The 20,750-nt window shown below is 60.9% G+C and carries 20 protein-coding genes and 1 tRNA gene; 5 read left to right on the top strand and 16 right to left on the bottom strand.

The window, feature by feature from the left end; translation table 11 throughout:
* Positions 1-22: 22 nt before the first annotated feature.
* The 11 genes from VEJ16_16025 to rplU form a co-directional block, all read right to left on the bottom strand.
* The gene (locus VEJ16_16025) at positions 23-1,381 is read right to left on the bottom strand and encodes a S41 family peptidase (GenBank protein HYB11170.1); all 1,359 of its coding nucleotides are present in this window, start codon (positions 1,379-1,381) and stop codon (positions 23-25) included.
* Between the two features lie 26 nt (positions 1,382-1,407).
* Positions 1,408-2,724 carry a peptidoglycan DD-metalloendopeptidase family protein gene (locus VEJ16_16020; GenBank protein HYB11169.1) on the bottom strand — a complete coding sequence of 439 codons (1,317 nt, stop codon included), beginning with the start codon at positions 2,722-2,724 and terminating at the stop codon, positions 1,408-1,410.
* Complete coding sequence (gpmI, locus tag VEJ16_16015) at positions 2,711-4,306, bottom strand: 2,3-bisphosphoglycerate-independent phosphoglycerate mutase (GenBank protein HYB11168.1); 1,596 nt, start codon at positions 4,304-4,306, stop codon at positions 2,711-2,713. Before gpmI ends, VEJ16_16020 begins: the two co-directional genes overlap by 14 nt.
* A 70-nt stretch (positions 4,307-4,376) precedes the next feature.
* On the bottom strand, positions 4,377-4,835 hold the full coding sequence (gene rlmH, locus VEJ16_16010; protein HYB11167.1) for a 23S rRNA (pseudouridine(1915)-N(3))-methyltransferase RlmH: 459 nt from the start codon (positions 4,833-4,835) through the stop codon (positions 4,377-4,379).
* Between the two features lie 65 nt (positions 4,836-4,900).
* Positions 4,901-5,272: a ribosome silencing factor gene (gene rsfS / locus VEJ16_16005; protein ID HYB11166.1), complete on the bottom strand. Its 372-nt coding sequence runs from the start codon at positions 5,270-5,272 to the stop codon at positions 4,901-4,903.
* On the bottom strand, positions 5,250-5,954 hold the full coding sequence (locus VEJ16_16000; GenBank protein ID HYB11165.1) for a nicotinate-nucleotide adenylyltransferase: 705 nt from the start codon (positions 5,952-5,954) through the stop codon (positions 5,250-5,252). The genes rsfS and VEJ16_16000 overlap by 23 nt, the downstream gene beginning before the upstream one ends.
* Positions 5,951-7,231 (bottom strand): glutamate-5-semialdehyde dehydrogenase, encoded by a 1,281-nt coding sequence (locus VEJ16_15995; GenBank protein ID HYB11164.1) that lies wholly within the window; start codon positions 7,229-7,231, stop codon positions 5,951-5,953. Before VEJ16_15995 ends, VEJ16_16000 begins: the two co-directional genes overlap by 4 nt.
* Before the next feature lie 120 nt (positions 7,232-7,351).
* Complete coding sequence (proB, locus tag VEJ16_15990; protein HYB11163.1) at positions 7,352-8,485, bottom strand: glutamate 5-kinase; 1,134 nt, start codon at positions 8,483-8,485, stop codon at positions 7,352-7,354.
* Complete coding sequence (gene obgE, locus VEJ16_15985; GenBank protein ID HYB11162.1) at positions 8,482-9,540, bottom strand: GTPase ObgE; 1,059 nt, start codon at positions 9,538-9,540, stop codon at positions 8,482-8,484. Before obgE ends, proB begins: the two co-directional genes overlap by 4 nt.
* Positions 9,541-9,649: 109 nt before the next feature.
* The gene (gene rpmA / locus VEJ16_15980) at positions 9,650-9,907 is read right to left on the bottom strand and encodes a 50S ribosomal protein L27 (protein ID HYB11161.1); all 258 of its coding nucleotides are present in this window, start codon (positions 9,905-9,907) and stop codon (positions 9,650-9,652) included.
* Positions 9,908-9,913: 6 nt separating this feature from the next.
* Entirely contained in the window at positions 9,914-10,519 is a 606-nt protein-coding gene (gene rplU, locus VEJ16_15975) for a 50S ribosomal protein L21 (protein ID HYB11160.1), read from the bottom strand.
* 307 nt (positions 10,520-10,826) lie between these two features.
* Here rplU and VEJ16_15970 point away from each other — a divergent pair.
* Positions 10,827-10,916, top strand: a tRNA-Ser gene (locus tag VEJ16_15970).
* A gap of 438 nt (positions 10,917-11,354) precedes the next feature.
* Here the strand turns inward: VEJ16_15970 and VEJ16_15965 are convergent.
* Entirely contained in the window at positions 11,355-11,558 is a 204-nt protein-coding gene (locus VEJ16_15965) for an ABC transporter substrate binding protein (GenBank protein HYB11159.1), read from the bottom strand.
* 98 nt (positions 11,559-11,656) lie between these two features.
* Here VEJ16_15965 and VEJ16_15960 point away from each other — a divergent pair, with 98 nt between their 5' ends.
* From VEJ16_15960 to VEJ16_15945, 4 genes are all read left to right on the top strand, one after another.
* Positions 11,657-12,217: a hypothetical protein gene (locus VEJ16_15960; GenBank protein ID HYB11158.1), complete on the top strand. Its 561-nt coding sequence runs from the start codon at positions 11,657-11,659 to the stop codon at positions 12,215-12,217.
* Positions 12,218-12,554: 337 nt separating this feature from the next.
* Positions 12,555-13,274: a hypothetical protein gene (locus tag VEJ16_15955; protein ID HYB11157.1), complete on the top strand. Its 720-nt coding sequence runs from the start codon at positions 12,555-12,557 to the stop codon at positions 13,272-13,274.
* Between the two features lie 270 nt (positions 13,275-13,544).
* Positions 13,545-14,573 carry an alpha/beta hydrolase gene (locus VEJ16_15950; protein ID HYB11156.1) on the top strand — a complete coding sequence of 343 codons (1,029 nt, stop codon included), beginning with the start codon at positions 13,545-13,547 and terminating at the stop codon, positions 14,571-14,573.
* 33 nt (positions 14,574-14,606) lie between these two features.
* Complete coding sequence (locus tag VEJ16_15945) at positions 14,607-15,224, top strand: glycoside hydrolase domain-containing protein (protein HYB11155.1); 618 nt, start codon at positions 14,607-14,609, stop codon at positions 15,222-15,224.
* Between the two features lie 314 nt (positions 15,225-15,538).
* Here VEJ16_15945 and VEJ16_15940 read toward each other — a convergent pair whose 3' ends face one another.
* From VEJ16_15940 to VEJ16_15925, 4 genes are all read right to left on the bottom strand, one after another.
* Positions 15,539-15,916, bottom strand: a complete 378-nt coding sequence (locus tag VEJ16_15940) for a hypothetical protein (GenBank protein HYB11154.1) — start codon at positions 15,914-15,916, stop codon at positions 15,539-15,541.
* Positions 15,917-15,927: 11 nt separating this feature from the next.
* Positions 15,928-19,065: an efflux RND transporter permease subunit gene (locus VEJ16_15935; GenBank protein ID HYB11153.1), complete on the bottom strand. Its 3,138-nt coding sequence runs from the start codon at positions 19,063-19,065 to the stop codon at positions 15,928-15,930.
* Between the two features lie 16 nt (positions 19,066-19,081).
* Complete coding sequence (locus tag VEJ16_15930; protein HYB11152.1) at positions 19,082-20,260, bottom strand: efflux RND transporter periplasmic adaptor subunit; 1,179 nt, start codon at positions 20,258-20,260, stop codon at positions 19,082-19,084.
* 172 nt (positions 20,261-20,432) lie between these two features.
* Positions 20,433-20,633 carry a hypothetical protein gene (locus VEJ16_15925; protein ID HYB11151.1) on the bottom strand — a complete coding sequence of 67 codons (201 nt, stop codon included), beginning with the start codon at positions 20,631-20,633 and terminating at the stop codon, positions 20,433-20,435.
* Positions 20,634-20,750 lie beyond the last annotated feature (117 nt).

Genomic DNA, 20,750 nt, shown 5'->3' with positions numbered 1-20,750 from the left:
CCGGCCGCTCAACCCCGTGCCCTCAATTCGTCACTTTCGCCTGAAAGAGGGCCATACCACGCAGAAGATCGACCGCGCGAGCGAGTTGATAGTCTTGGGCGTCGAGCGCCTTATCGCCATTGGCGTCCTTGTTGGCGTCATCGCCAGTCCCCTCGGGTTTGGCCTTGCTTTGGTCGCCACTCGGCGCGGTTTCGCCCTTCGGAGTCTCGCCGGAATTCGGCCCTCCGCCGGGCGTGTCATTGGTAAGTGCTCCCTTGAGGTCGCGCTCACTACGGATATCAGGCTCCGCCACACGTTCGATCTTCGCTTGATCGACCAGGATATCCGGTTCGATGCCACGCGCCTGGATTGACCGGCCGGAGGGCGTGTAGTAACGCGCCGTCGTAAGCCGCATGGCGCCGTGGCTGCCGAGCGGTACGATGGTCTGCACCGAACCCTTGCCGAAGGATCGTGTGCCGAGCAGTACCGCGCGATGGTGATCCTGCAAAGCGCCCGCAACGATTTCCGATGCCGATGCCGAGCCCCCATTGATCAGGACGACCATGGGAATTCCCGCCACGAGATCGTGTCCATGGGAATTGAAGCGCTGCACGTCCTCGGGGCGGCGTCCCCGGGTCGACACGATCTCGCCACGGTCCAGGAAATCATCCGACACGGCGACGGCCTGATCGAGAAGTCCGCCCGGATTGTTACGCAAATCGAGCACGATCCCAGAGAGCTTTTTGCCGAGCGTGTCCTTGAACTTCTTCATCGCGGCCTTGACGCCCTCGTCAGTCTGCTCGCTAAAGGACGAAATGCGGATATAGCCGACATTGTCCATGATCTGCGAGCGGACGGATTGTATCTTGATCGTCGCACGCTTGAGCGTGACGTCGAACGGTTCCTGCTTTTCGCGGCGGATCGTCAGTTTGATCGTCGAATTAACCGGACCGCGCATCTTCTCGACTGCATCTTCGAGCGTCATCCCCAACACGGGTTCGCCGTCGAGGCCGACGATGAAATCACCTGGCTTGAGACCCGCCTGTGCCGCAGGCGTGTCGTCGATCGGCGAGACGACCTTGACGAACCCGTTCTCCATGGTGACCTCGATGCCGAGGCCGCCGAACTCACCGCGGGTCTGAATTTGCATGTCGCGGAAGCTCTTGGCGTTCAGGTAGCTCGAGTGCGGATCGAGCGACGTCAACATGCCGTTGATCGCCGATTCGATCAGCTTGTCGTCGTCGACCGGTTCGACATAGTCCTCCTTGACCTTGGAGAACACATCGCCGAACAAGCTGAGCGCTCGATACGTTTCGGCATTGTTGCCAGCGCCGGAATTTCCGGCTGTGCCGGCCGTCTGGGCCGAGACGAAGAGGGGAGCAAATACCAGGGCGACAGCCATTGCGGTCGCCATCATGAAATGACGCATCATCCGCTTACCTTACCATTGTGAAGCGCCAGCCAAGGCAAAGGATCGATAGGCCGGCCATTGCGACGTAACTCTACATATAATTCGGGGCCACCGCTCTCGCCCGACCCCATGATCCCTACCGGTTCGCCTGCCAGAACCCATTGACCTGCGGCCACATCGATCCGCGACAAGCCCGAGAGCAGCGTATGATAGCCTTCGCTGTGTTCGATGATCAAGATTTGCCCGTAGCCTCGAAAAGGTCCCGCAAACGCGACTTGACCGTCGAACGACGCTACCACCTGGGCTCCCGGCCGGGTCCGGAGCGTTATCCCCTTGCTAATATTCCCAAATTCCTCGTTTACACCAAATTCCTTAACGATTTGGCCTCGGGCCGGTAGCGTCAGCCGGCCTTGTGCCGTGCTTATTTGCCGGATCGCGGGCGCCTGATCGGCCGGGATGGAGGCGAGCTTCGTATTCCCGCTCCCCATATTGGGCGATGATTCGGCGGGAGGCAGTACCGGACTGACTTGCGCCAATTCCCCGGCACGCGCCCGTTCCGCCGCCTCACGCCGGGCCCGCTCGGCCTCAACTCGGTCCATAAGGTCGCGCAAATCCCGGGCTTGAGATGAAAGCTTGTTCATATGATCCTCGGCCGCGCGCCGCGCGACCTCGGTTTCTCGATAGAGTTGGTCCTTGCGCCCGAAGAGACTGGCAAGGCGGAGATTATCGCTTGCGAGCCGCTGCTTTGCCGATTCGAGCGCACTGCGCTCGGCGACGATCTGCGCTCGTACCTTCTGCAGAGCGGAGATATCGAAGCGAAGTTTGCTTGCCTGCGCCTCGACGGCGGGAACTGCTGCACGCAAGAGAAGGGCCGAGCGCACGGTGTCGACGGGACTCTCGGGAAATGCCGCGAGGGCCTCGGGCGGGTAGAGGGAGAGACGCTCGAGAGCACCGAGCGTCTTTGAGAGTTGCGTGCGACGCTCGTGAAATGCCGCTGTTTTCTCGTCCTCCGATGCGCGCAGTTCGTCCAGTGTCGCCTCGAGCTCGGTTATCTGCGCCTCCTGCTCCTGTGATGCTTTCGCCGCCTCGATCATCTGCGCACGCACTTGCTCGAGATCTTTTGAGATGTTGCCGGCCTGTTCGTCGAGTTCGCCCGCCCGCGTCCTTTCGCGCTGGAGGGCGCTTTCCACTTCCTTAAGGGTCATGCCGACGGTGTCCGTATCCGGATTGGTTGCCGGTTGACCGGCGACAGAGGTCGCGCCAAGGCCGGATAGTGCGGTCACCGCGAGGGCCGCGAGGAAAATCGATCCAATGCCCAGCTCACGCCGAGGCACGTCGACCTGCTGTCAACGGTTCGATGGCCGTCACCGCATGTTCCGGGCGAAGCAGCGTATGCCCGGTCATGGCACTTGGCTTGTGAAGTCCCATGAGCGCCAGAATCGTCGGAGCAACGTCGGCGAGGCGGCCATGCGCCAGCGACACCACTGAGGCGGGCGCATTGACGAGCACGATCGGCACGGGATTCATGGTGTGCGCGGTTTGGGGTTGCCCCGTCGCGGGATCACGCATTTCCTCGAGATTTCCGTGGTCGGCGGTAATAAGCAGACAACCGCCCGCCTTCTTGACTGCCGCTTCGAGCCGCTCGAGGCAGCGGTCGATGGTCTCCGCGGCCTTGATCGCGGCGTCGAGAATGCCGGTATGGCCCACCATGTCGCCGTTGGCATAATTAACGACCACGAAGTCGAACTTGGCGCCTGCAATCGCGTCGACGAGCCTGTCGGTCACCTCGTTCGCTGACATTTCCGGCTTTAGATCGTACGTCGCAACCTTGGGCGAGGGGATTAGAACACGTTCCTCACCGGGAAACAGGTCCTCGGCACCTCCGTTGAAGAAGAATGTGACATGAGCGTATTTTTCGGTTTCCGCGATGCGCAGTTGCTTGAGACCCGCCCTCGCGATCGTCTCGCCGAGCGTCTCCGACAAGTCTTGGGGTGCGAAGAGTGCCGTGAGGAAGCGGTTGAGCGGTTCGGAGTACTCGACGAGGCCAGCGGCCGCTGCGAATTTAACGAACCGCGTGCGCTTGAAACCATCGAAGTCGGGATCGACCAGCGCGGTCAGAAGCTGACGCGCGCGGTCGGCCCGGAAATTACCCATGATGAGGCCGTCGCCGTCGGCTATTCCGCGATAGCCACCGATCGCCGTCGGTTGGACGAATTCATCGTTCTCGCCGCGCGCATAGGCCGTTTTGACCGCACTTATCGCATCCGGCGCGCGCTTCCCAGCACCCAGGACGATCGAATCGTAAGCAAGCTCGACACGGTCCCAGCGCTTGTCGCGGTCCATGGCGTAGTAGCGGCCGCCGACCGTGCCGATCGTGATGTCGCCACGGCCGGCGATATCGCGTTCGAATTTCTCGAGAAAGCCAAGTGCGCTGCGCGGCGGCGTGTCGCGGCCGTCGAGGAAGCCGTGCACGACCACGGGCACGCTGGCGTCGGCGATGATCCTTGCCAGGGCGGCGATATGGTCTTGGTGCGCGTGCACGCCGCCGGTCGAGAGCACGCCAAGGAGATGAGCGCGACCCTTGCTGCCTCTGAGCTTGGTAATGAAGTGACCCAACTGCTGGTTCTTTGCGAGTGAGCCCTCGGCAATCGCTTGATCGATCCTGGGCAAGTCCTGTGTTACGACGCGGCCGGCACCCAGATTCATGTGCCCAACCTCGGAATTGCCCATTTGGCCTTCGGGAAGACCGACCTCGTGGGCGGAGGCATCGAGAAGCGCAAATGGACATTCGCGAAGCAGCCGATCCCACACGGGCATGTGCGCCTGACAGATCGCATTGTCCTGGCATTCGGTGCGATGGCCCCAACCGTCAAGGATGCAGAGGACGATAGGACGCGGGCGGCGAAATTCAGTCATGTTGCTTATATAGGGCAATCGAGCTTCTCAAAAAAGTGTTTTGCACTCAAGGCGATACGCGTTCCAGCCGTTAACCTCTGTGGTAGGGATGTCCGGCGAGGATTTGTTGCGCCCGGTAAAGCTGCTCGGCCAAAAGGGCTCGGACGAGAAGATGGGGCCAGGTGACTCGGCCAAGTGAGAAGTGGAGGTCGGCCCGTTGGATGACCGCTTCGTCGAGCCCCTCGGCACCACCGATCACGAACGCGACTTGCCCGGTACCCGCGAGGCCCCAGCTCTGGAGCTTTTTGGCGAAAGCTTCGCTCGAAAGCGTCAAGCCCTGCGCATCAAGGGCGACAACCTTGGCATCGGCGGGAAGGGCGGCAAGGATAAGCTCGCCCTCCCTCGCCTTGAGATCGGCGGGGGCCACCCTGCCGCGCACTTCGATCTCCTTGAGGCTCACGGTCCAAGCGAGACGGCGCATGTAGTGAGCATATAGATCGCGCTCGGGTCCGCCCCGGGCCCGGCCGACTGCGATCACATGGACACGCAATCCCCTCACCCCGCGGGAGTAGCGCGGGGACGGCTTGCCGGTCAATGGCGTTTGGCGCAACTAGCTCAAGCGATGAGCTCCGCGCCGTGCCCGGCGGCCGGCGCTTCCCGGCCCCAGAGCTTCTCGAGATTGTAAAATGCCCTGATTTCGGGGCGGAAGAGGTGGACGACCACATCGCCTGCGTCGATCAGGACCCAGTCTGCGTGTTTGGTCCCCTCGACGTGGATCGTCCGGATCCCAGCGGCCTTGAGCTTCTCGACGAGATGCTCGGCCATCGCACCCACCTGCCGCTGCGACGATCCCGATGCGATGACCAGAAAATCGGCAAAGGCCGATTTTTCTTCGAGGCTGATCAGCACCGGATCGATGGCCTTGTCGTCGTCGAGCGAGCGCTCGATCAGGCGGCAAAGCGCCTCAGTCGGGGTGAGCGACTTCACTTTGCGTCGTGCTATGGTTTCTGTCTCCTTTCCTCAATCGCGTCGTATTAACCGTGCCCCTTGCCCGGATTGCGGTCGCCGAGACCTTGTTCAGAGGGATGTGAAGAAACACCCACGCCGGCGGCCCAAGCTCGGCAATCCGTTTGGCCAGGGTCTGCCGCACGCGAAAGCGCCAGTAACGGCGCGCGGCTTTTCCAGCCAACGCTCTAAAAGAGTAGGTGGGACGATCGAAAACTGCAATGGACAGTTCCGTGAATATTTTCGCCCAAGCCTGCCAGTGGACGATCTGCGAAAGGTTGTCCGCACCCATGAGCCAAACGAAGTTATGACGAGGGTAACGGCGCTTGAGGGCTGCGACCGTGTCAGCGGTATAGCGCGTGCCGAGGCGGGCCTCGAGATCCGACACCTTGATGCGGGGATCACGCGCGACAATTCGCCGGGCCGCCGCGAGGCGCTCCGCGAAGGGCGCCATGCCCGATCTCGGCTTGAGCGGGTTTTGCGGCGAAACCAGCCACCAAATCTCGTTCAAGCGCAGGTATTTGAGGGCGAGAAGGCTGATATGGCGATGGCCGCTATGGGCGGGGTTGAATGAGCCGCCTAGGAGTCCAACGCGCCGCCGCCCTCCTTGGACGGCCCGGAATGCCGCAATGCGCGTGGAAGCGGAGGCCGGGTATCGACTCAAGGCCGCGTCTGACCTGTGCCGCGGATGCGATATTTGAACGTCGTCAGCTGCTCGGCGCCGACAGGGCCGCGTGCATGGAGGCGGCCCGTGGCGATACCGATCTCCGCCCCCATGCCGAATTCCCCGCCGTCCGCGAATTGGGTCGAAGCGTTGTGGAGCACGATGGCGCTGTCGACTTCGGCCAGGAATCGCTCGGCCGCTACTGGATCCTCGGTCAGAATCGCATCCGTGTGGTGGGAGCCGTAACGATTGATGTGCCCAATCGCTTCGTCAAGCGATCCCACGATCTTGACCGAAAGGATCGCGTCGAGATATTCGGTCGACCAGTCCGCTTCGCTCGCCGCCGTCACGCGGGGATCGAGGGTGCCTACCTCGGCGTCTCCACGAATCTCGCATCCCGCCGCGGCAAGCGCCTCGATCACCGGAGGCAAGTGGCTCTTGGCGACTGCACGGTCGACAAGGACGCTTTCCGCAGCGCCACACACTCCGGTGCGGCGCATCTTCGCATTCACGATTACCTCACGCGCCATTGCAACGGTTGCTTTGCTATGGACATAGACATGGCAATTGCCCTCGAGATGGGCGAGCACGGGAATTCGGCTTTCCCGCTGCACGCGCTCGATGAGGGATTTGCCGCCGCGCGGCACGATGACGTCGATTGAGTCCGTCATGGCGAGCATTTCGCCGACCGCCGTGCGATCGCGCGTCGGCACGAGCTGGATCGCCGCGGTCGGCAGCCCAGCTGCCGCGAGTCCTTCATGCATGCATTCGACGATCGCGCACGAGGAATGAAAACTCTCGGAGCCGCCGCGCAGGATCGCCGCGTTGCCCGCCTTGAGGCAAAGCCCCCCAGCATCGGACGTAACATTCGGTCGTGCCTCGTACACGATGCCGATAACGCCGAGGGGGACCCGCACGCGCTCGATATGAAGACCGTTCGGCCGGTCCCATTCGGCGATCACTTGGCCCACCGGGTCCGGCAGGATCGCGACCGCTTCTAGGCCCGCGGACATCCCTTCGACGCGCGCAGGATCGAGCCTCAGCCGATCGACAAAGGCGGGTGTCTTATCCGCGCTCCCGGCCTCGTCAAGATCGCGGGCGTTCGCCTGAAGGATCCTTGCTTTGCCCGATCGGATCGCCGCGGCCATGGCACGCAAGGCGGCCTCCTTGTGGGACGACGGCGCCTGCGCAAGTTCACGCGCAGCCAGACGCGCGCGCGCACCGACCGCCCGCACTATCGCAGCGACGTCTTGCGACTCAAGATCACTTCGCTCGATCGACTTGACGGCGCTCAACTCGTGCGGCTCCTTTCGGCCCTGCGATCCTGATTGCGCAAAACTAACGCAGATTCACGCAAGGTTCCAGCATGCGACCGTGCAAGCCCGCGGCCGGCGTATTCAACGCAGTACGAGATCGTCCCGATGGATAAGCTCCTCTCGGCCCCGATAGCCAAGAAGCGCCTCGATCTCAGCACTCCTATGACCCATGATGCGGCGTGCATCGGCCGCTGAATAGGCCGAAAGGCCGCGCGCCACTTCTCGACCGGCACCGTCGCGCACAAGAATGGCGTCACCGCGCTCGAACGCACCCTCGACCCCGACGATGCCCGCCGGGAGAAGGCTCTTGTTGGCTTCGAGCGCCCTGACGGCACCGGCGTCGACTGTGACCGAGCCCGTGGGCTTGAGTGCGGTCGCAATGAGCTGGCGCCGGGCGGTGAGCGGGCTCGTCGAGGGCAGGAACCACGTGCAGCGAGCACCGTCTTCGAGGGCTGCGAGCGGGTGCGCCTGTCGCCCCAACGCAATCGCCATGCGGGCACCCGCACCCGTCGCGATCCTGGCGGCTGCAAGCTTGGTCACCATGCCGCCCGAGCTGTAGCCAAGGCGCGCTGAGCCCGCCATGGCTTCGACCGCGTCGGTGATCTTCTCCACGAGGGCGATATGCGCTGCATCGGGTTTACGGCGTGGGTCCGCCTCGTAGAGCCCGTCGATGTCGGAGAGGAGAATAAGCGTGTCGGCGCTGATCATCTGTGCCACCCGTGCCGCCAGCCTGTCGTTGTCGCCGAAGCGGATTTCCTCGGTGGCGACGGTGTCGTTTTCGTTGATCACCGGAATGGCGCCGAGGCGCAACAATGTTCCGAGCGTGTTGCGCGCGTTCAAATGCCGGCGCCATTCCTCCGTGTCGCGCAAGGTCACCAGGATTTGCGAGATCGCCCTGCCGTGCCGCGCGAAGCTTTCCTGATAGGCATGAGCGAGGCCGATCTGCCCAACCGAGGCAGCAGCCTGTTTTTCTTCAAGGGTCAATTTGCGCTTGCGGCCCGTGATGGCAAGCTGGTGTCGGCCAAGGGCTATCGCGCCGGATGAAACGATGAGGACCTCCTGACCGCGGGCCCGCATGCGCGCAACGTCGTCGGCAAGTGAGTCGAGCCAGGCGCGCCGCAGCTTCCCGGTGTCCTCGTCCACGAGCAGTGCCGAACCGATCTTGACCACGAGGCGCTTGGCGTCCTCGAGGCGAGGACTCTTCGCCTCCGTCACGGCTCGACGTCTTCAATCGCGGGGACTGCTTCGTTGGCCGTTTTTTCTTTCGCAGAGAGCGAAGTGCGATGCTCTTCGACCTCGTTCAATAGCAGGCCAAGCACCTCCTTCACACCCGTGCCGCCGACCGCCGAAATAGCCACGGCCTTGCGCTTTGAAACGCGCCCGAGGGCCGCCTTCTTGGTCTTGATCTCCTCTGGTGTGAGTGCATCGCACTTGTTGAGAGCGACGATCTCGGGTTTCCGATCAAGGCCGCCGCCATAATGTTTGAGTTCCTGACGCACGGTGCGATAGGCGGCCTTCACGTCCTTGAGTGTGCCGTCCACGAGATGAAGCAGGACACCGCAGCGCTCGACATGGCCGAGAAATCGCGTGCCGCGGCCCCGCCCTTCGGACGCACCCTCAATAAGGCCCGGTATATCGGCGAGTACGAATTCCGCCTCTCCGAAGCGCACCACACCTAATTGTGGCGTCAAGGTGGTGAAGGGATAGTCCGCAATCTTAGGCTTTGCACGCGACACTGCGGCGAGGAAGGTGGACTTGCCCGCGTTCGGCAAGCCGACGAGCCCTGCGTCCGCAATGAGCTTCAGGCGCAGCCAGATCCAGCGTTCCTCACCCGGCCAGCCTGGATCGGCCCGGCGCGGCGCCCGGTTCGTTGAACTTTTATAGTGGGCATTGCCGAAACCACCTTCCCCGCCTTTGCAGAGGATGACGCGCTGGCCGATTGCGGTGAAGTCGGCAAGGAGGGTTTCCCTGCCGTCCTCGAATATTTGAGTTCCGACCGGGACGCGCAGGACGACCTCGCTTCCCGACGCACCCGTGCGGTTCTGCCCCGATCCAGGCATGCCGCGCGGGGCCTTGAAGTGCTGGCGGTAGCGGTAGTCGATGAGCGTGTTGAGTCCGTCGACCGCGACGGCGGCGACGTCGCCCCCGCGACCACCATCGCCGCCATCCGGTCCACCGAACTCGATGAATTTTTCGCGCCGGAACGCGACGCAGCCGGGTCCGCCGTCCCCGCTTTTCACAAAGACCTTTGCTTCATCGAGGAACTTCATGGCTCGAGCCTCGAAAATCCGGCCGGCCTACTAAGCCGTGTGAAATTAAAAAGGGGGGATGGCCAGCCATTCCCCCCTGGGTCGCCGCCTCCAACTTGGAGGGAAGCGTTCAGCTTGCCGGCTTCACGGAGATATAGGTGCGACCGCCAGCACTCTCACGGAACTCGACATGACCTTCAGTCAGCGAGAAAAGTGTGTGGTCGCGGCCCATGCCGACGTTCTTGCCAGGGTGGAACTTGGTGCCGCGCTGGCGCACGAGGATGTTGCCGGGGACCACGATCTCGCCGCCGAACTTCTTCACGCCAAGCCGCCGGCCCGCGGTATCGCGGCCGTTGCGGGAGCTGCCGCCTGCTTTCTTGTGTGCCATGACGCGTTACTCCTCGGACTTCTTCTTGCCCTTGGCGGCCTTCTTCGCGGCCGGCTTGCCGGCATCCGCCTTGGCCGCCCCTGCCTTGGACGCTGCCTTAGCGCGAGGCTTCGGCGCTGCCTCAGCCTTCGCGGGCGATTCGGATTTTGCCTTCGCCTTCACAGGCTGCTTTTTAGCGCTCGTCTGCTCCGGTGCGGGCTCTGCATCGGGTGCCACGACCGGTGGAGGTGCCGGTGGGGCGACTTTCTTGGGGCGAGCTGGCTTCACGTCGGATGCCGCCACCTTGCGTTCGGCCCCGGGGGCCACGATCTCGGCGATGCGCAAGACTGTGAGATGCTGGCGATGGCCGTTCTTGCGCCGATAATTGTGGCGGCGCTTCTTCTTGAAGACGATCACCGTGTCGTCGCGAAGTTGCTCGAGTACCGAGGCCGTGACGACCGCACCCTCGATGCGCGGGGTGCCGATCTGTGTCGTAGCACCCTCGGCCGCGAGCATCAGCACGTCCTTGAGCTCGATGAACGAGCCAGCCTCAACGGCCAATTTCTCGACGCGAATGACATCGCCTGCGGTAACCCGATACTGCTTACCGCCGGTCTTTACGACTGCGTACATGGCCAAAACCAGAAGTAGGAGACAAAAACAGGCACGGGAGGCAAGCCGCCCCGTGCGCAGGAACGCGGCACTATACTCGGCTTCGCCGGGGTGTCAAGGCTTGGCCGGGCGGAATGACAATGAGCCAATCAACGCTTGCACCACGAGGTCGGGCAATGAGTAAGGGTGCGCGATACGCCGATCGGTGTTGCTGACGGCATGCCGCTTGGGCTAGTCTCCCGCCCCTCGCGTGCCTTGGCGCGCGAATGCCGGGCGCTGTTGCAGCGCCTTGCCCCCGGCCAAATCCAGGACCGATATCGCCTCCCGCGGAGGGGTGCCAGAGTGGTCGATCGGGGCGGTCTCGAAAACCGTTGTACCCGCGAGGGTACCGTGGGTTCGAATCCCACCCCCTCCGCCAGGGCGATTCGCAATTTCAGCAACTTAGCGAGCACCTCGGACGCAAGAACGCTTATCGAACGCCCGATGTGCCCTAGCAAAGTGCAAACGGATTGCAAACAGCGCCATGCAGTTGTTTGAAATAGGGCGAGGTAACTGCGATGCCTCTTCCAATGCAACTGTAGCTGGGCTCGCGTGGCCAAAGGCTACTCAGCGACATCAACGCTGGCCAGATGGGCCGCCAATTCGCGGGGTCCTAAATCTGCATAATTGGATTCCAGCGCGCGGATCTGGCGCAAGCCGAAAGGAAGTGCGCCCGCTCGCAGTCAGCCAGGTCGCGCACTCAGAAATTGGACCCCGCTCGCACTGGCGATTCAATGTCCGCTCTACCCTTGTGCGCGGAAGTAATGGCAAGCATGTAGGTAGTTCCGCGTTGTGCCATAAGCCGACGTGAGATGCCTTATTCAATAACCTCGTCGGCACGCGCGACCAGTGACGGCGAGACATCGATGTCGATTGACTTGGCTGTCTTCAGGTTGAGGGCAAAACGGAAGAGCGTTGGTTCTTCGCATGGCAACTCCGCGGGCTTGGCTCCTTTGAGAATGCGGTCGACAAGGGCTGCCACGCGGTCAAAACTCTCATCGAGATCCGGTCCGTAGGACATCAAGCCGCCGTCGACTTGCACTCGCCGCAATAGGGGGAAGCCCAGTCCGTATCCCTAATTTTTACTCTCAGGCTTGCACGGTCACTGCATGTCAGCACTTGCTGATTCGTGCAACCACGCAGCAACTGAAGGCAGACGTCGTCACAAATGTGACTGCTTTCTACACTTATATGAAGGTCGTCCGAGATGGGCTGCGCAAATTGAAGGATATGCCACAGCCATCGGCGGGCACGGCTGGCGATAACAATGCGCGGCGTTGTGTCTTGCGCAATGTGATCTACATGCAGTTCCTCGGGTTGGAGAGCGGCCGCAAGGCAATCCGCGATCTTGTCGAATTCGAATCCACGCAAGCCGAGGAAACCTGCGCAATCCTCTTAAGCGAGCTGGTCGCCTATCGGTTCTTGCGCGGGAAGTTTTCCGACGACTTGCGACAGCGGCGTCTGAATGCCCGCGAGGTGGAACATCGCCGCACGATCCCCATTCTCTGGCGTAAAGTCGAGGCGGGTTCAGGGCGGCGATGGGAAAAAGCAAAGGGCCTTGCCAAAGAGGTCGTGCACCACTATGCCAAGGTCTATTCTGGCGAGCCAAAATCATCGGAGGCGCACTTTCGCAAAAGCTGCGCACCTGGCGTACCAGCGGGCGAGTCGGTTGCCGCGTGACACCGGCCGATAGGGCCAATTCAATGGATTCGTGCTGACGGTATAAGCCAGACTGGCAGCAACCGTATTGAATGAACGGACAACTTTGCCAGGAGAGGATGAGATGGTAACACTGGCCGATGTAGAGCAGGCGATTTAAGAAAACCTCGAGGCGCGACAGATTGTGATATTTTTCGATATAGCAACTAACTGCGGGGAGACGCTCGATGGGACCCATTCAGCATTTTTTGCGACCTATGAGGCCGCCCCTCACCTCCTTCGAAACAGAGGCGGACCACTGCCTGGTTTTGCGAAGGCACTCAATTGATACTGTGTCTCTGAAGCATGGGTCGCAAGTATGAGCCCGAAATGGCAATTCGGCCTATTGTTGCTTCTAATCGCACTTGTCAATGTCGCAGCGGGATATCTCACGAGCGACGAGAGTTCGCCGAGCGGATGGGCACTGGTACCTTTACTGCTTACGATCGTCCTATTGATACAGTGTTTTGCCGTCATCGGCCGCTTGCCCCCACTCAACGACTGGCGCGGAGTCCTGATCGATCAACGCAACAAAATCAGCCTCTCACGCCTGCAGTTGGTCGTGTGGTCGATCCTCGTCATCTCGGCAGCGATCACTTACGGCACGCTTAACGCGATGTGGGGTCAGCCCCACGCCCTCGATCTGAGTATTCCAAAAGAACTCTGGATTCTTCTCGGCATATCGACAGGCTCTTTCGTTGCAGCGCCTCTGGTCCTCGGTACTAAGGACGATGCCTTAGATGTAAATCCGGAGAATGAACACCCGTGGCGCGACATTTTCTACGGCGACGACAAGGGCAACTCCGATCGAGTCGATTTCAGCAAAGTACAGCAGTTCTTCTTCACGATTGTGTTAGTTATTGTCTATGCAGTGAGCGTCGGTGCCGTCCTATTGCGGGCGACTTCGATTCCGGGAAATGGACCCGGACCGGTATTAATCTTTCCACCGCTCGACGCCGGGTTCATCGGAATAATGGCGGTCAGTCAGACCGCCTACATTGCTTATAAAGCAATGCCGCAGAGCAAAACCGACGCTTAGCCGGGTCCTTAACTACGCCAAGCAGTTTCTTTGCAGGATTGCGAATCAATTAAGGAACTCGACGAGAAGTCTAACGATGTCGCCAAGTGCGCCGAGATCGCGGCAGAGGCTGCGGCAACGGTGGCGAAGATACTACCACTTCTCGTCTGAAATATTGGTCGGAGCCTAATCGGCGGTACGAAATGTCGCAATTGTTTGGAGGATGAGTGAGCGGTATGGCGTTGGTGGGTTTTTTCCGGTTAGGCACAATCAAGCACGGGAGGGTGAAACGTGGCGGGCATTCTTTTTGCGACCAATCGGCAACAGCTTCCCGCTACAGGTGCAGGGCTACCTGCGTTTGGCGACGACGCGCTGCCACCCAACCCGAATAACCTTCTTTGTGCGACGGCGACGGTCCAAGGGATCGATATCACGAAGCCATCAAGTGGCAATATCGCCGCGATGACACCGATTTCCCAAGGCGCCTTCGCAGCCGGAGACATCGACCCGCTCATAACGTCAAAAAACGACATTCTGGTTTTTGTTCATGGCGCCGCCAACAGCTTTAGTGATGCGATAACGCGCGCTGCCTATAATCAGGCTTGGCTTGCGGCTGCCGGCCTGCCGAGTGCGAGCAGCAATTTTGACTTGATCTGCTTCACTTGGCCAGCGCGGTCTTATGCATTTTGGAATATCGTCGGCGACTTTGTAGATTACCGACACGATCAAGACGAGGCGCAAAAATCGGCGTATCACTTCGGAATTTTTCTGGATCAGTTGCATGCGCTAGGTCAGCGCATCGGAAACCGTCGACTAAATCTTCTCTGCCACAGTATGGGAAACTATATGCTCGGTGGTGCCGTTGAGCAGTGGTTTTCAAACAAGGCCACGCCTCCACCGCCGCTATTTGACGAGATCGTACTGGCGGCCGCAGATGAAATAGCTAGCAGCTTCAGTACGCCAAATGGCGGCCGTCTTTCAAATCTATGGCGACTCGGACGGGAGATCACCGTTTACTATAACAACGACGATGTATTGATGCACGTTAGCCACATCGCAAATCAGAATTTCCGGCTTGGCTATGATGGCCCGCCAAACAAGGCCGACAAACACTTCTTCTCGCCGAACGTCTACGAATTTGTCGATTGTACCGGCGTCAATGACTTTATTAGCCCCTTGAGCGACGCACCCGACCGCTCGCACCAGTATTATCGCCAATCGCCGAAGGTAAGGGCGGATATCGCGGCAGGCTTAGCCGGCCTCATGCCCGTACGGCCAAAATACGACCCAATCGCGAATGTCTATTCTCTCTTTCCATAGGGTATGCAGCGACCACGATTAAAGGAGGCTGGAATGCCAAGAGGCTTTGATACGACGCACGACATCACGCAGCTAGCTGCTGATATCAAGGCGCAAAACTATGACTTCGTCGCACGCTACCTCAGCCAGTCGCACTGGAAAGTCATTGGCACTGGCGAGGCAGCCGCGATTGCTGAAGCGGGATTGGGGCTTGTGCTGGTCTACGAAGATGGGCCAACGACCTCTAGTTATTTTTCGTTCGGCCGGGGGCAGGCCGACGGTATCCGAGCCGCACAACAAGTCCAAATTCTCGGCGCGCCCGCAGGGACCGCACTTTATTTTTCGGTTGACTACGACGCTTCCACAAATGAGATCAGCGAACCCATTACGCAATATTTCAACGGCGTCGCTGGCGCTTTGAAATCATATGCGGCCTCGAACGGCATCGTGTATCGCGTTGGGGTCTATGGTTCCGGTGCAACTTGTAGCGCAATCACAGCCATCCGACTTGCTGAGTGCGGCTGGTTGGCCCAATCGACAGGCTGGAGCGGCCACGACACATATAGCGGCTGGTCCATCCGCCAAGGCATGCCCACCATAATCGCTGGCCTTTCGGTCGACCCTGACGACGCCATCGGCGACTTTGGGGTCATCCCCCCCGTTCGGCGGTAAAGCGGACGTTCCCGCACCTAGCGGACCACCTCCGCTTTTGACCCGATCCGGACATTTGCGACCTATCCCGCTGTTAAACGCCAAAGAGGCAACTTCATACCTGATGTGCTAGGTCAGCTCAGCGAGACCCCTTGTCCTAGCGGAACAGTCGCTGCTAAACCAGCATTGAACCCAGATCACGCGGTAGGGGCTGGCCAGGCTCGCTAATCTGGGTGATCCTCAAGGCATTGCTCGAGATCGCCCGCTCGCCTCGACCAAGGGCGCATCGCACGACCGAGCGTATCCCAACACAATCGCCCGGCGATCTTAGCCGCTCAGGGCCAAATCTTCTTCGGGTTCACGCCGATCTTGAACGTCTTAGGATCCGCATCAGTAAACTCGAAGACTGCCGGCTTGAACTGTGCGCACTCACCATACTGATCGCACGCGATCGGCCCGCTTACTCCTTCGAACTTAGTCGCGAACACAGCGTCACGCAGCGCCTTGCGCCCGATGTATGTGTTCCCCTCACTATCCGTTTTCGCGACTGCCTCGATTGCCATGGCGATGGTGCCGCCCACCAGCATAGGGACGTCACACATGAGGAAGCCGGTGTTGAACCCGTCGAGCGGTGGCGTGGCGATCTCAATAACACTGCCCATGATATGGGATGTGAGCAGGTCGAAGGCGTGGCCGAGATTGGGCTGCCGCAAGGTGCGAAGTGTTATTCCGCCCCATGCCGTTCTCTCGCTAGCGCCCCGCCGCCCAATGCGTCCGCCACTCGCGACGGCCGGTAAGCGCTGCCCAGCCGGCGCGACAGCCGTTCGAGGTAGAGATAGATGACCGGCGTCGTGTACAGCGTCAGCCATTGCGACACCAACAGCCCACCGATGATCGCGACGCCGAGCGGCTGGCGCAGTTCAGCACCCCCGCCGCTGCCAAAGGCGATGGGCATTGCGCCGAACAAAGCCGCAAAGGTGGTCATCATGATCGGCCGGAAGCGCAAGAGACACGCTTGGTGGATCGCCTCCTGCGGACTCTTGTGTTCGATGCGCTCGGCCTGCAACGCGAAGTCGATCATCATGATCGCATTCTTTTTGACGATGCCGATCAACAGGATGATGCCGACGATCGCGATCACCGATAGCTCGTAATGCAGCAGCATCAAAAGCAACAGAGCACCGACGCCCGCCGAAGGTAGCGCCGAAAGGATCGTAATCGGGTGGATGTAGCTTTCGTACAGGATGCCAAGGACGATATAAACGACGAGGATCGCCGCGGCCAGCAACAGCGGCATCGATGACAGCGAGGCCTGGAAGGCCTGCGCCGTCCCCTGGAACGAGGCATTCAACGTTGGCGGCGCGCGCAGGCGTTCGGTCGTGGCCTGGATGGCGCTTACCGCCTGTCCGAGCGCCACGCCGGGCGCCAGATTGAACGACAGCGTCACCGCCGGGAAGATGCCCTGGTGGCTGATCAGCAGCGGTTCGGTCTTGCGGGTGAAATGGGCGAAGCTGCCGAGCGGCACCTGCGCGCCGGAGGGGCTGGACACGTAAATTTTCGACAGCAGGTTTGGATCTTTCTGGAACTGCGGTTGCACTTCGAGCACGACTTTGTATTGATTGGTCGCGGTATAGATCGTCGCGACCTGCCGCTGGCCGAAAGCATCGTAAAGGGTCTGGTCGATCAGATTGGCGGACAACCCGAGACGATAGGCGGCGTCACGGTCGACATCGATCGCCAGGTGCGCCGCGGCAATCTGCTGATCGGACGCGACGAGCTGCAACTCCGGCAGCTTCTTCATGCCGGCTTCGATGATCGGCGCCCAGTGGTTGAGTTCATCGACATTGGTGTCGGTCAGCGTATATTGGTATTGGGTGCGGGAGAGCCGGCCGCCAACGGTAATGTTCTGCGGCACTTGCATGAAGAATTTGGCGCCCTCGATGCCGGCCACCTTATTGTCCAACCGCTGGATGATCTGCTCTGCGGTGTCGGCGCGTTCGTCATAGGGCTTCAATCCCCAAAAGATGCGTGCCGTATTCTCGGCGGGATTGTATGGCGTGGCGCCGGCGTAGGAGAAGACACCCTGGACGCCGGGGTCATGCATCACGATATCGACGACCTCCCGCCGGATCTTGTCGGTCTGCGCAACCGAAGCGTCCTCGCGAATGTCGAGCTCGCCGAAAATGAACCCGGTATCCTGCTGCGGGAAAAAGCCCTTCGGCATGTTGGCATAAAGGTAACCGGTGGCGGCCATCAGCAAGAGCGTCGCCACTAGCGCCGACAATTGGTGGCGGAAGATGAATTTGAGGCCGCGGTCGTAGGCGCTGAGTGCGGCCTGGTAAACGCGCTCGGAGCCGCGATTGAAGCGGCCTTTGGGGTGCAGCCCCTTGCGAGTTAGAAATATGGAGCACATCACCGGCGTGAGCGTCAGCGATATCGCCGCCGAAGCGACGACCGCGACCGCGACCGTCACGGCAAATTCACGGAACAGCCGGCCGATGATGCCGCCCATGAAAAACAGCGGTATGAACACCGCGATCAGCGAAAGGGTGATCGAAATAATCGTAAAGCCGATCTGCCCGGCACCTTTGAGTGCTGCATCGAACGGCCGCATCCCCTGTTCGATATAGCGAACGATGTTTTCGATCATGACGATCGCATCGTCGACGATAAAGCCGACCGAAATCGTCAAGCCCATCAACGAAATATTGTCGATGCTGTAACCGCCGACATACATGACGCCGAATGTGGCAAACAGCGACAGCGGCACCGCCAGACTCGGGATCACCGTCGCCCACAAGGTCCGCAAAAACAGGAAGATCACGACGATGACGAGACCGATCGTCAGCATCATCGTGAATTTCACGTCGTGGACGGAGGCACGGGTCGTCTGCGAGCGGTCTGACATCAGGTCGACGTGCACGGCCGGCGGCAGCGACTTCTCGAGCTTGGGCAACACTGCCTTGATCCGGTCTACCACGTCGATGGTGTTGGCGCCCGGCTCCTTCTCGATGGCGATGCCCTCCGCCCGCTGGTCGCCGAACCACGAGACAAGTCGATTGTTCTGCACCGAGTTGATGACGTCGCCGACATCCTTGATGTACACCGGCGCACCGTTCTTGTAGGCGATGATGACATTGGCGTATTGCGCGGCGTTGTAGAGCTGGTCGTTGGTATCGAGCGCGATCGACTGATCCGGGCCCTCGATTGCGCCCTTCGGCCGGTTGACGGTTGCCGCGACAAGGGCGTTGCGGACATCCTCGAGCCCCAGCCCCTTGGCGGCGAGCGACGCCGGGTTGATCTGGACGCGGGCGGCATAAGGCTTCGAGCCGAAGACAAAGACCTGCCCGACCCCGGACTGGGTCGATAGCTGGTGCGCGACGATGGTGGCGTAATCGTCGATCTTGTAGGGCGGCAGCGCGTCGGAATGGATGGCGTAGACCAAGATGGAAAAGTTGGCCGGATTCTCCTTGTAGTAAGTCGGCGGGCTCGGCATGTCCTGGGGCAACAGGCCGCTGGCCGCATTGATCGCCTGCTGCACGTCCCCTGCCGCGGCATCGATATTACGGCTCAGGTTGAATTGCAGCGTGATTGAGGTGACGCCAACACCACTCCACGATGTCATCTCGCTCAGATCCGAAATCCCGATGAATTGCTGTTCGAGCGGCGTTGCGACTGCCGAAGCCATCGTGCTGGGATTGGCGCCGGGATACTGTGCGGTGACGAGGATCGTCGGGAAATCGACATTGGGCACCGCCGCCACCGGCAGCAGATTATAGGCCCCGACGCCGAACACCATCACCCCCAGCATCAGCAGCGAGGTCGCGATCGGGCGGCGGATGAAAGGTTCGGAAATGCTCATCAGGAGGTACCGCCGTTCAGTCGGTCGCGCCCGCTTTGCCGGCGGGCAAAATTGTGATCCTGCCGCCGTTGTCGAGCCCGTACTGGCCCTCGACGACCACCCGCTCGCCGGGCTCGAGGCCCTTGGCGATGACGGCTTTCCCGTTCTCCACCTCGGCGACCTCGACGGCGCGCCGCTCGACGGTGTTGTCCGGCTTGATGACGTAGACGAAGCGCCCGTTCGCCCCTTCGAGAACGGTCCGCTCCGGAACCGTCGGAACTTGGCGGCGCACCGACAGCACGACCCGGACGTTGACGAATTCGCCAGGCCACAGCCGCTCGTCCTGGTTGTCGAACCGCGCCTTGAGGTGGATCGTGCCGGTAGCCGGGTCGACCATGTTGTCGATCAACGTCAGCTTCCCCTCGGCGAGCGTGGTCTCGCTGTCGCCGGCGACCGCAGCGACCGCGAGCGGCGATATGTCCTGCTGGCGGCGAACCTCGTCGAGGGTGTTCTGCGGCAACGTAAAGCTGACGAAGATCGGCTTGATCTCGGTGATGTTGACGAGCGTCGTGTTGTCGGTCCCGTGCACCAGATTGCCCTTGTCGACGAGCCGCGCGCCGACCCGGCCATCGATCGGCGAGCGGATCTGGCAATATTCGAGGCTGAGCTTGGCTTGGTCGATCGCTGCCTCGTCGGCCAGGATGCTTGCGTGGGCGACGGTGGCGGTTGCGCGTGCTTGTTCATATTGCTGCTGGGGTGCGAAATCTTTCTGGGCAAGCTCGGCAAAGCGCTTGAGATCGAGGTCGGCGCGCAGCGCTTGGGCCTTGTCGCTCTCAAGGGTCGCTTGCGCCTTCTGAAGTGCCGCCTCGAAGGGGCGCGGGTCGATCTGGAACAGCGCCGTGCCTTCCTTGACTTCCTGGCCCTCCTTGAAATCGACCCTGAGAATCTGGCCGTCGACGCGGCTCTTGATCGCCACCGTGTTGTAAGCCTGCACCGTGCCGACGCCGCGCAGTAGGATCGGCACGTCGGCCGCGACGACGGTCCCGGCAGTGATCGGGATGCCCGGTAGCTCCGCTGGACTCGCCGAGGGTGGCACATCGGCCGCAAGGCTCAGCCGCCACACCATGACGACCGCACCGCCGAGAAGAATGGCAGCCGCGGCCGCCCCGAGCGCGAGCTTCCACATTTGAACGCCCCCGGCCGCGAACTTCCACATGCGAACGCCTCCGGTCGCGAGCCCAGCCCAACGCGATGCAGTTTATAGAGCGCACTTATCCATTCATAGATGCTCAATTTAATAGCGGTCACCTGCGAACCGAGCAGGGTAACGTTTGCGGATTTGTGTCAGGAAATGGGAGGGAGGCGCTCTGTGGTTGCCGAAGGAAGAGCTAAATCGCGGCCTTCTTCGCCTTGATCTGGCGCGCAAGGCGACGCAGGCCTGCATCGTCATCATCCGTGGGCGCGCCGATTGTAAGGTGCTCGCGGAAATCCTCTTTCAACATCTTTTTGAGGCGCATCACCGTCTGACTGTCGAGCTGCGGGGCCTCGGTTGTCAGGCTTTTGGCGCTGCGCAGCTCTTCTTGGGGCAACCTTCGCATACCCTCGGCGAAGCTCGTGGGTCAGATCGCGCAGGCTTATGGAAGTAACCGGTGCGTCGATTGAAGTCCGGTCCTGGCACTTCTCGGACATTCCTTGACAGGCAAAGA

This window comes from Alphaproteobacteria bacterium, from assembly GCA_035625915.1.
Classification (GTDB): Bacteria; Pseudomonadota; Alphaproteobacteria; order JACZXZ01; family JACZXZ01; genus DATDHA01.
The sequence above is the reverse complement of the archived record's forward strand: the minus strand, read 5'-3'. Positions and strand labels throughout refer to the sequence as shown.

What these genes read in the sequence shown, in the direction of transcription:
- VEJ16_16025 (HYB11170.1), bottom strand. Translation starts at nt 1,381, where the DNA reads ATGGCTGTCGCCCTGGTATTTGCTCCCCTCTTCGTCTCGGCCCAGACG.
- gpmI (HYB11168.1), bottom strand. Translation starts at nt 4,306, where the DNA reads ATGACTGAATTTCGCCGCCCGCGTCCTATCGTCCTCTGCATCCTTGAC.
- obgE (HYB11162.1), bottom strand. Translation starts at nt 9,540, where the DNA reads ATGAAGTTCCTCGATGAAGCAAAGGTCTTTGTGAAAAGCGGGGACGGC.
- rpmA (HYB11161.1), bottom strand. Translation starts at nt 9,907, where the DNA reads ATGGCACACAAGAAAGCAGGCGGCAGCTCCCGCAACGGCCGCGATACC.
- rplU (HYB11160.1), bottom strand. Translation starts at nt 10,519, where the DNA reads ATGTACGCAGTCGTAAAGACCGGCGGTAAGCAGTATCGGGTTACCGCA.
- VEJ16_15965 (HYB11159.1), bottom strand. Translation starts at nt 11,558, where the DNA reads ATGTCCTACGGACCGGATCTCGATGAGAGTTTTGACCGCGTGGCAGCC.
- VEJ16_15955 (HYB11157.1), top strand. Translation starts at nt 12,555, where the DNA reads ATGAGCCCGAAATGGCAATTCGGCCTATTGTTGCTTCTAATCGCACTT.
- VEJ16_15945 (HYB11155.1), top strand. Translation starts at nt 14,607, where the DNA reads ATGCCAAGAGGCTTTGATACGACGCACGACATCACGCAGCTAGCTGCT.
- VEJ16_15935 (HYB11153.1), bottom strand. Translation starts at nt 19,065, where the DNA reads ATGAGCATTTCCGAACCTTTCATCCGCCGCCCGATCGCGACCTCGCTG.
- VEJ16_15930 (HYB11152.1), bottom strand. Translation starts at nt 20,260, where the DNA reads ATGTGGAAGTTCGCGGCCGGGGGCGTTCAAATGTGGAAGCTCGCGCTC.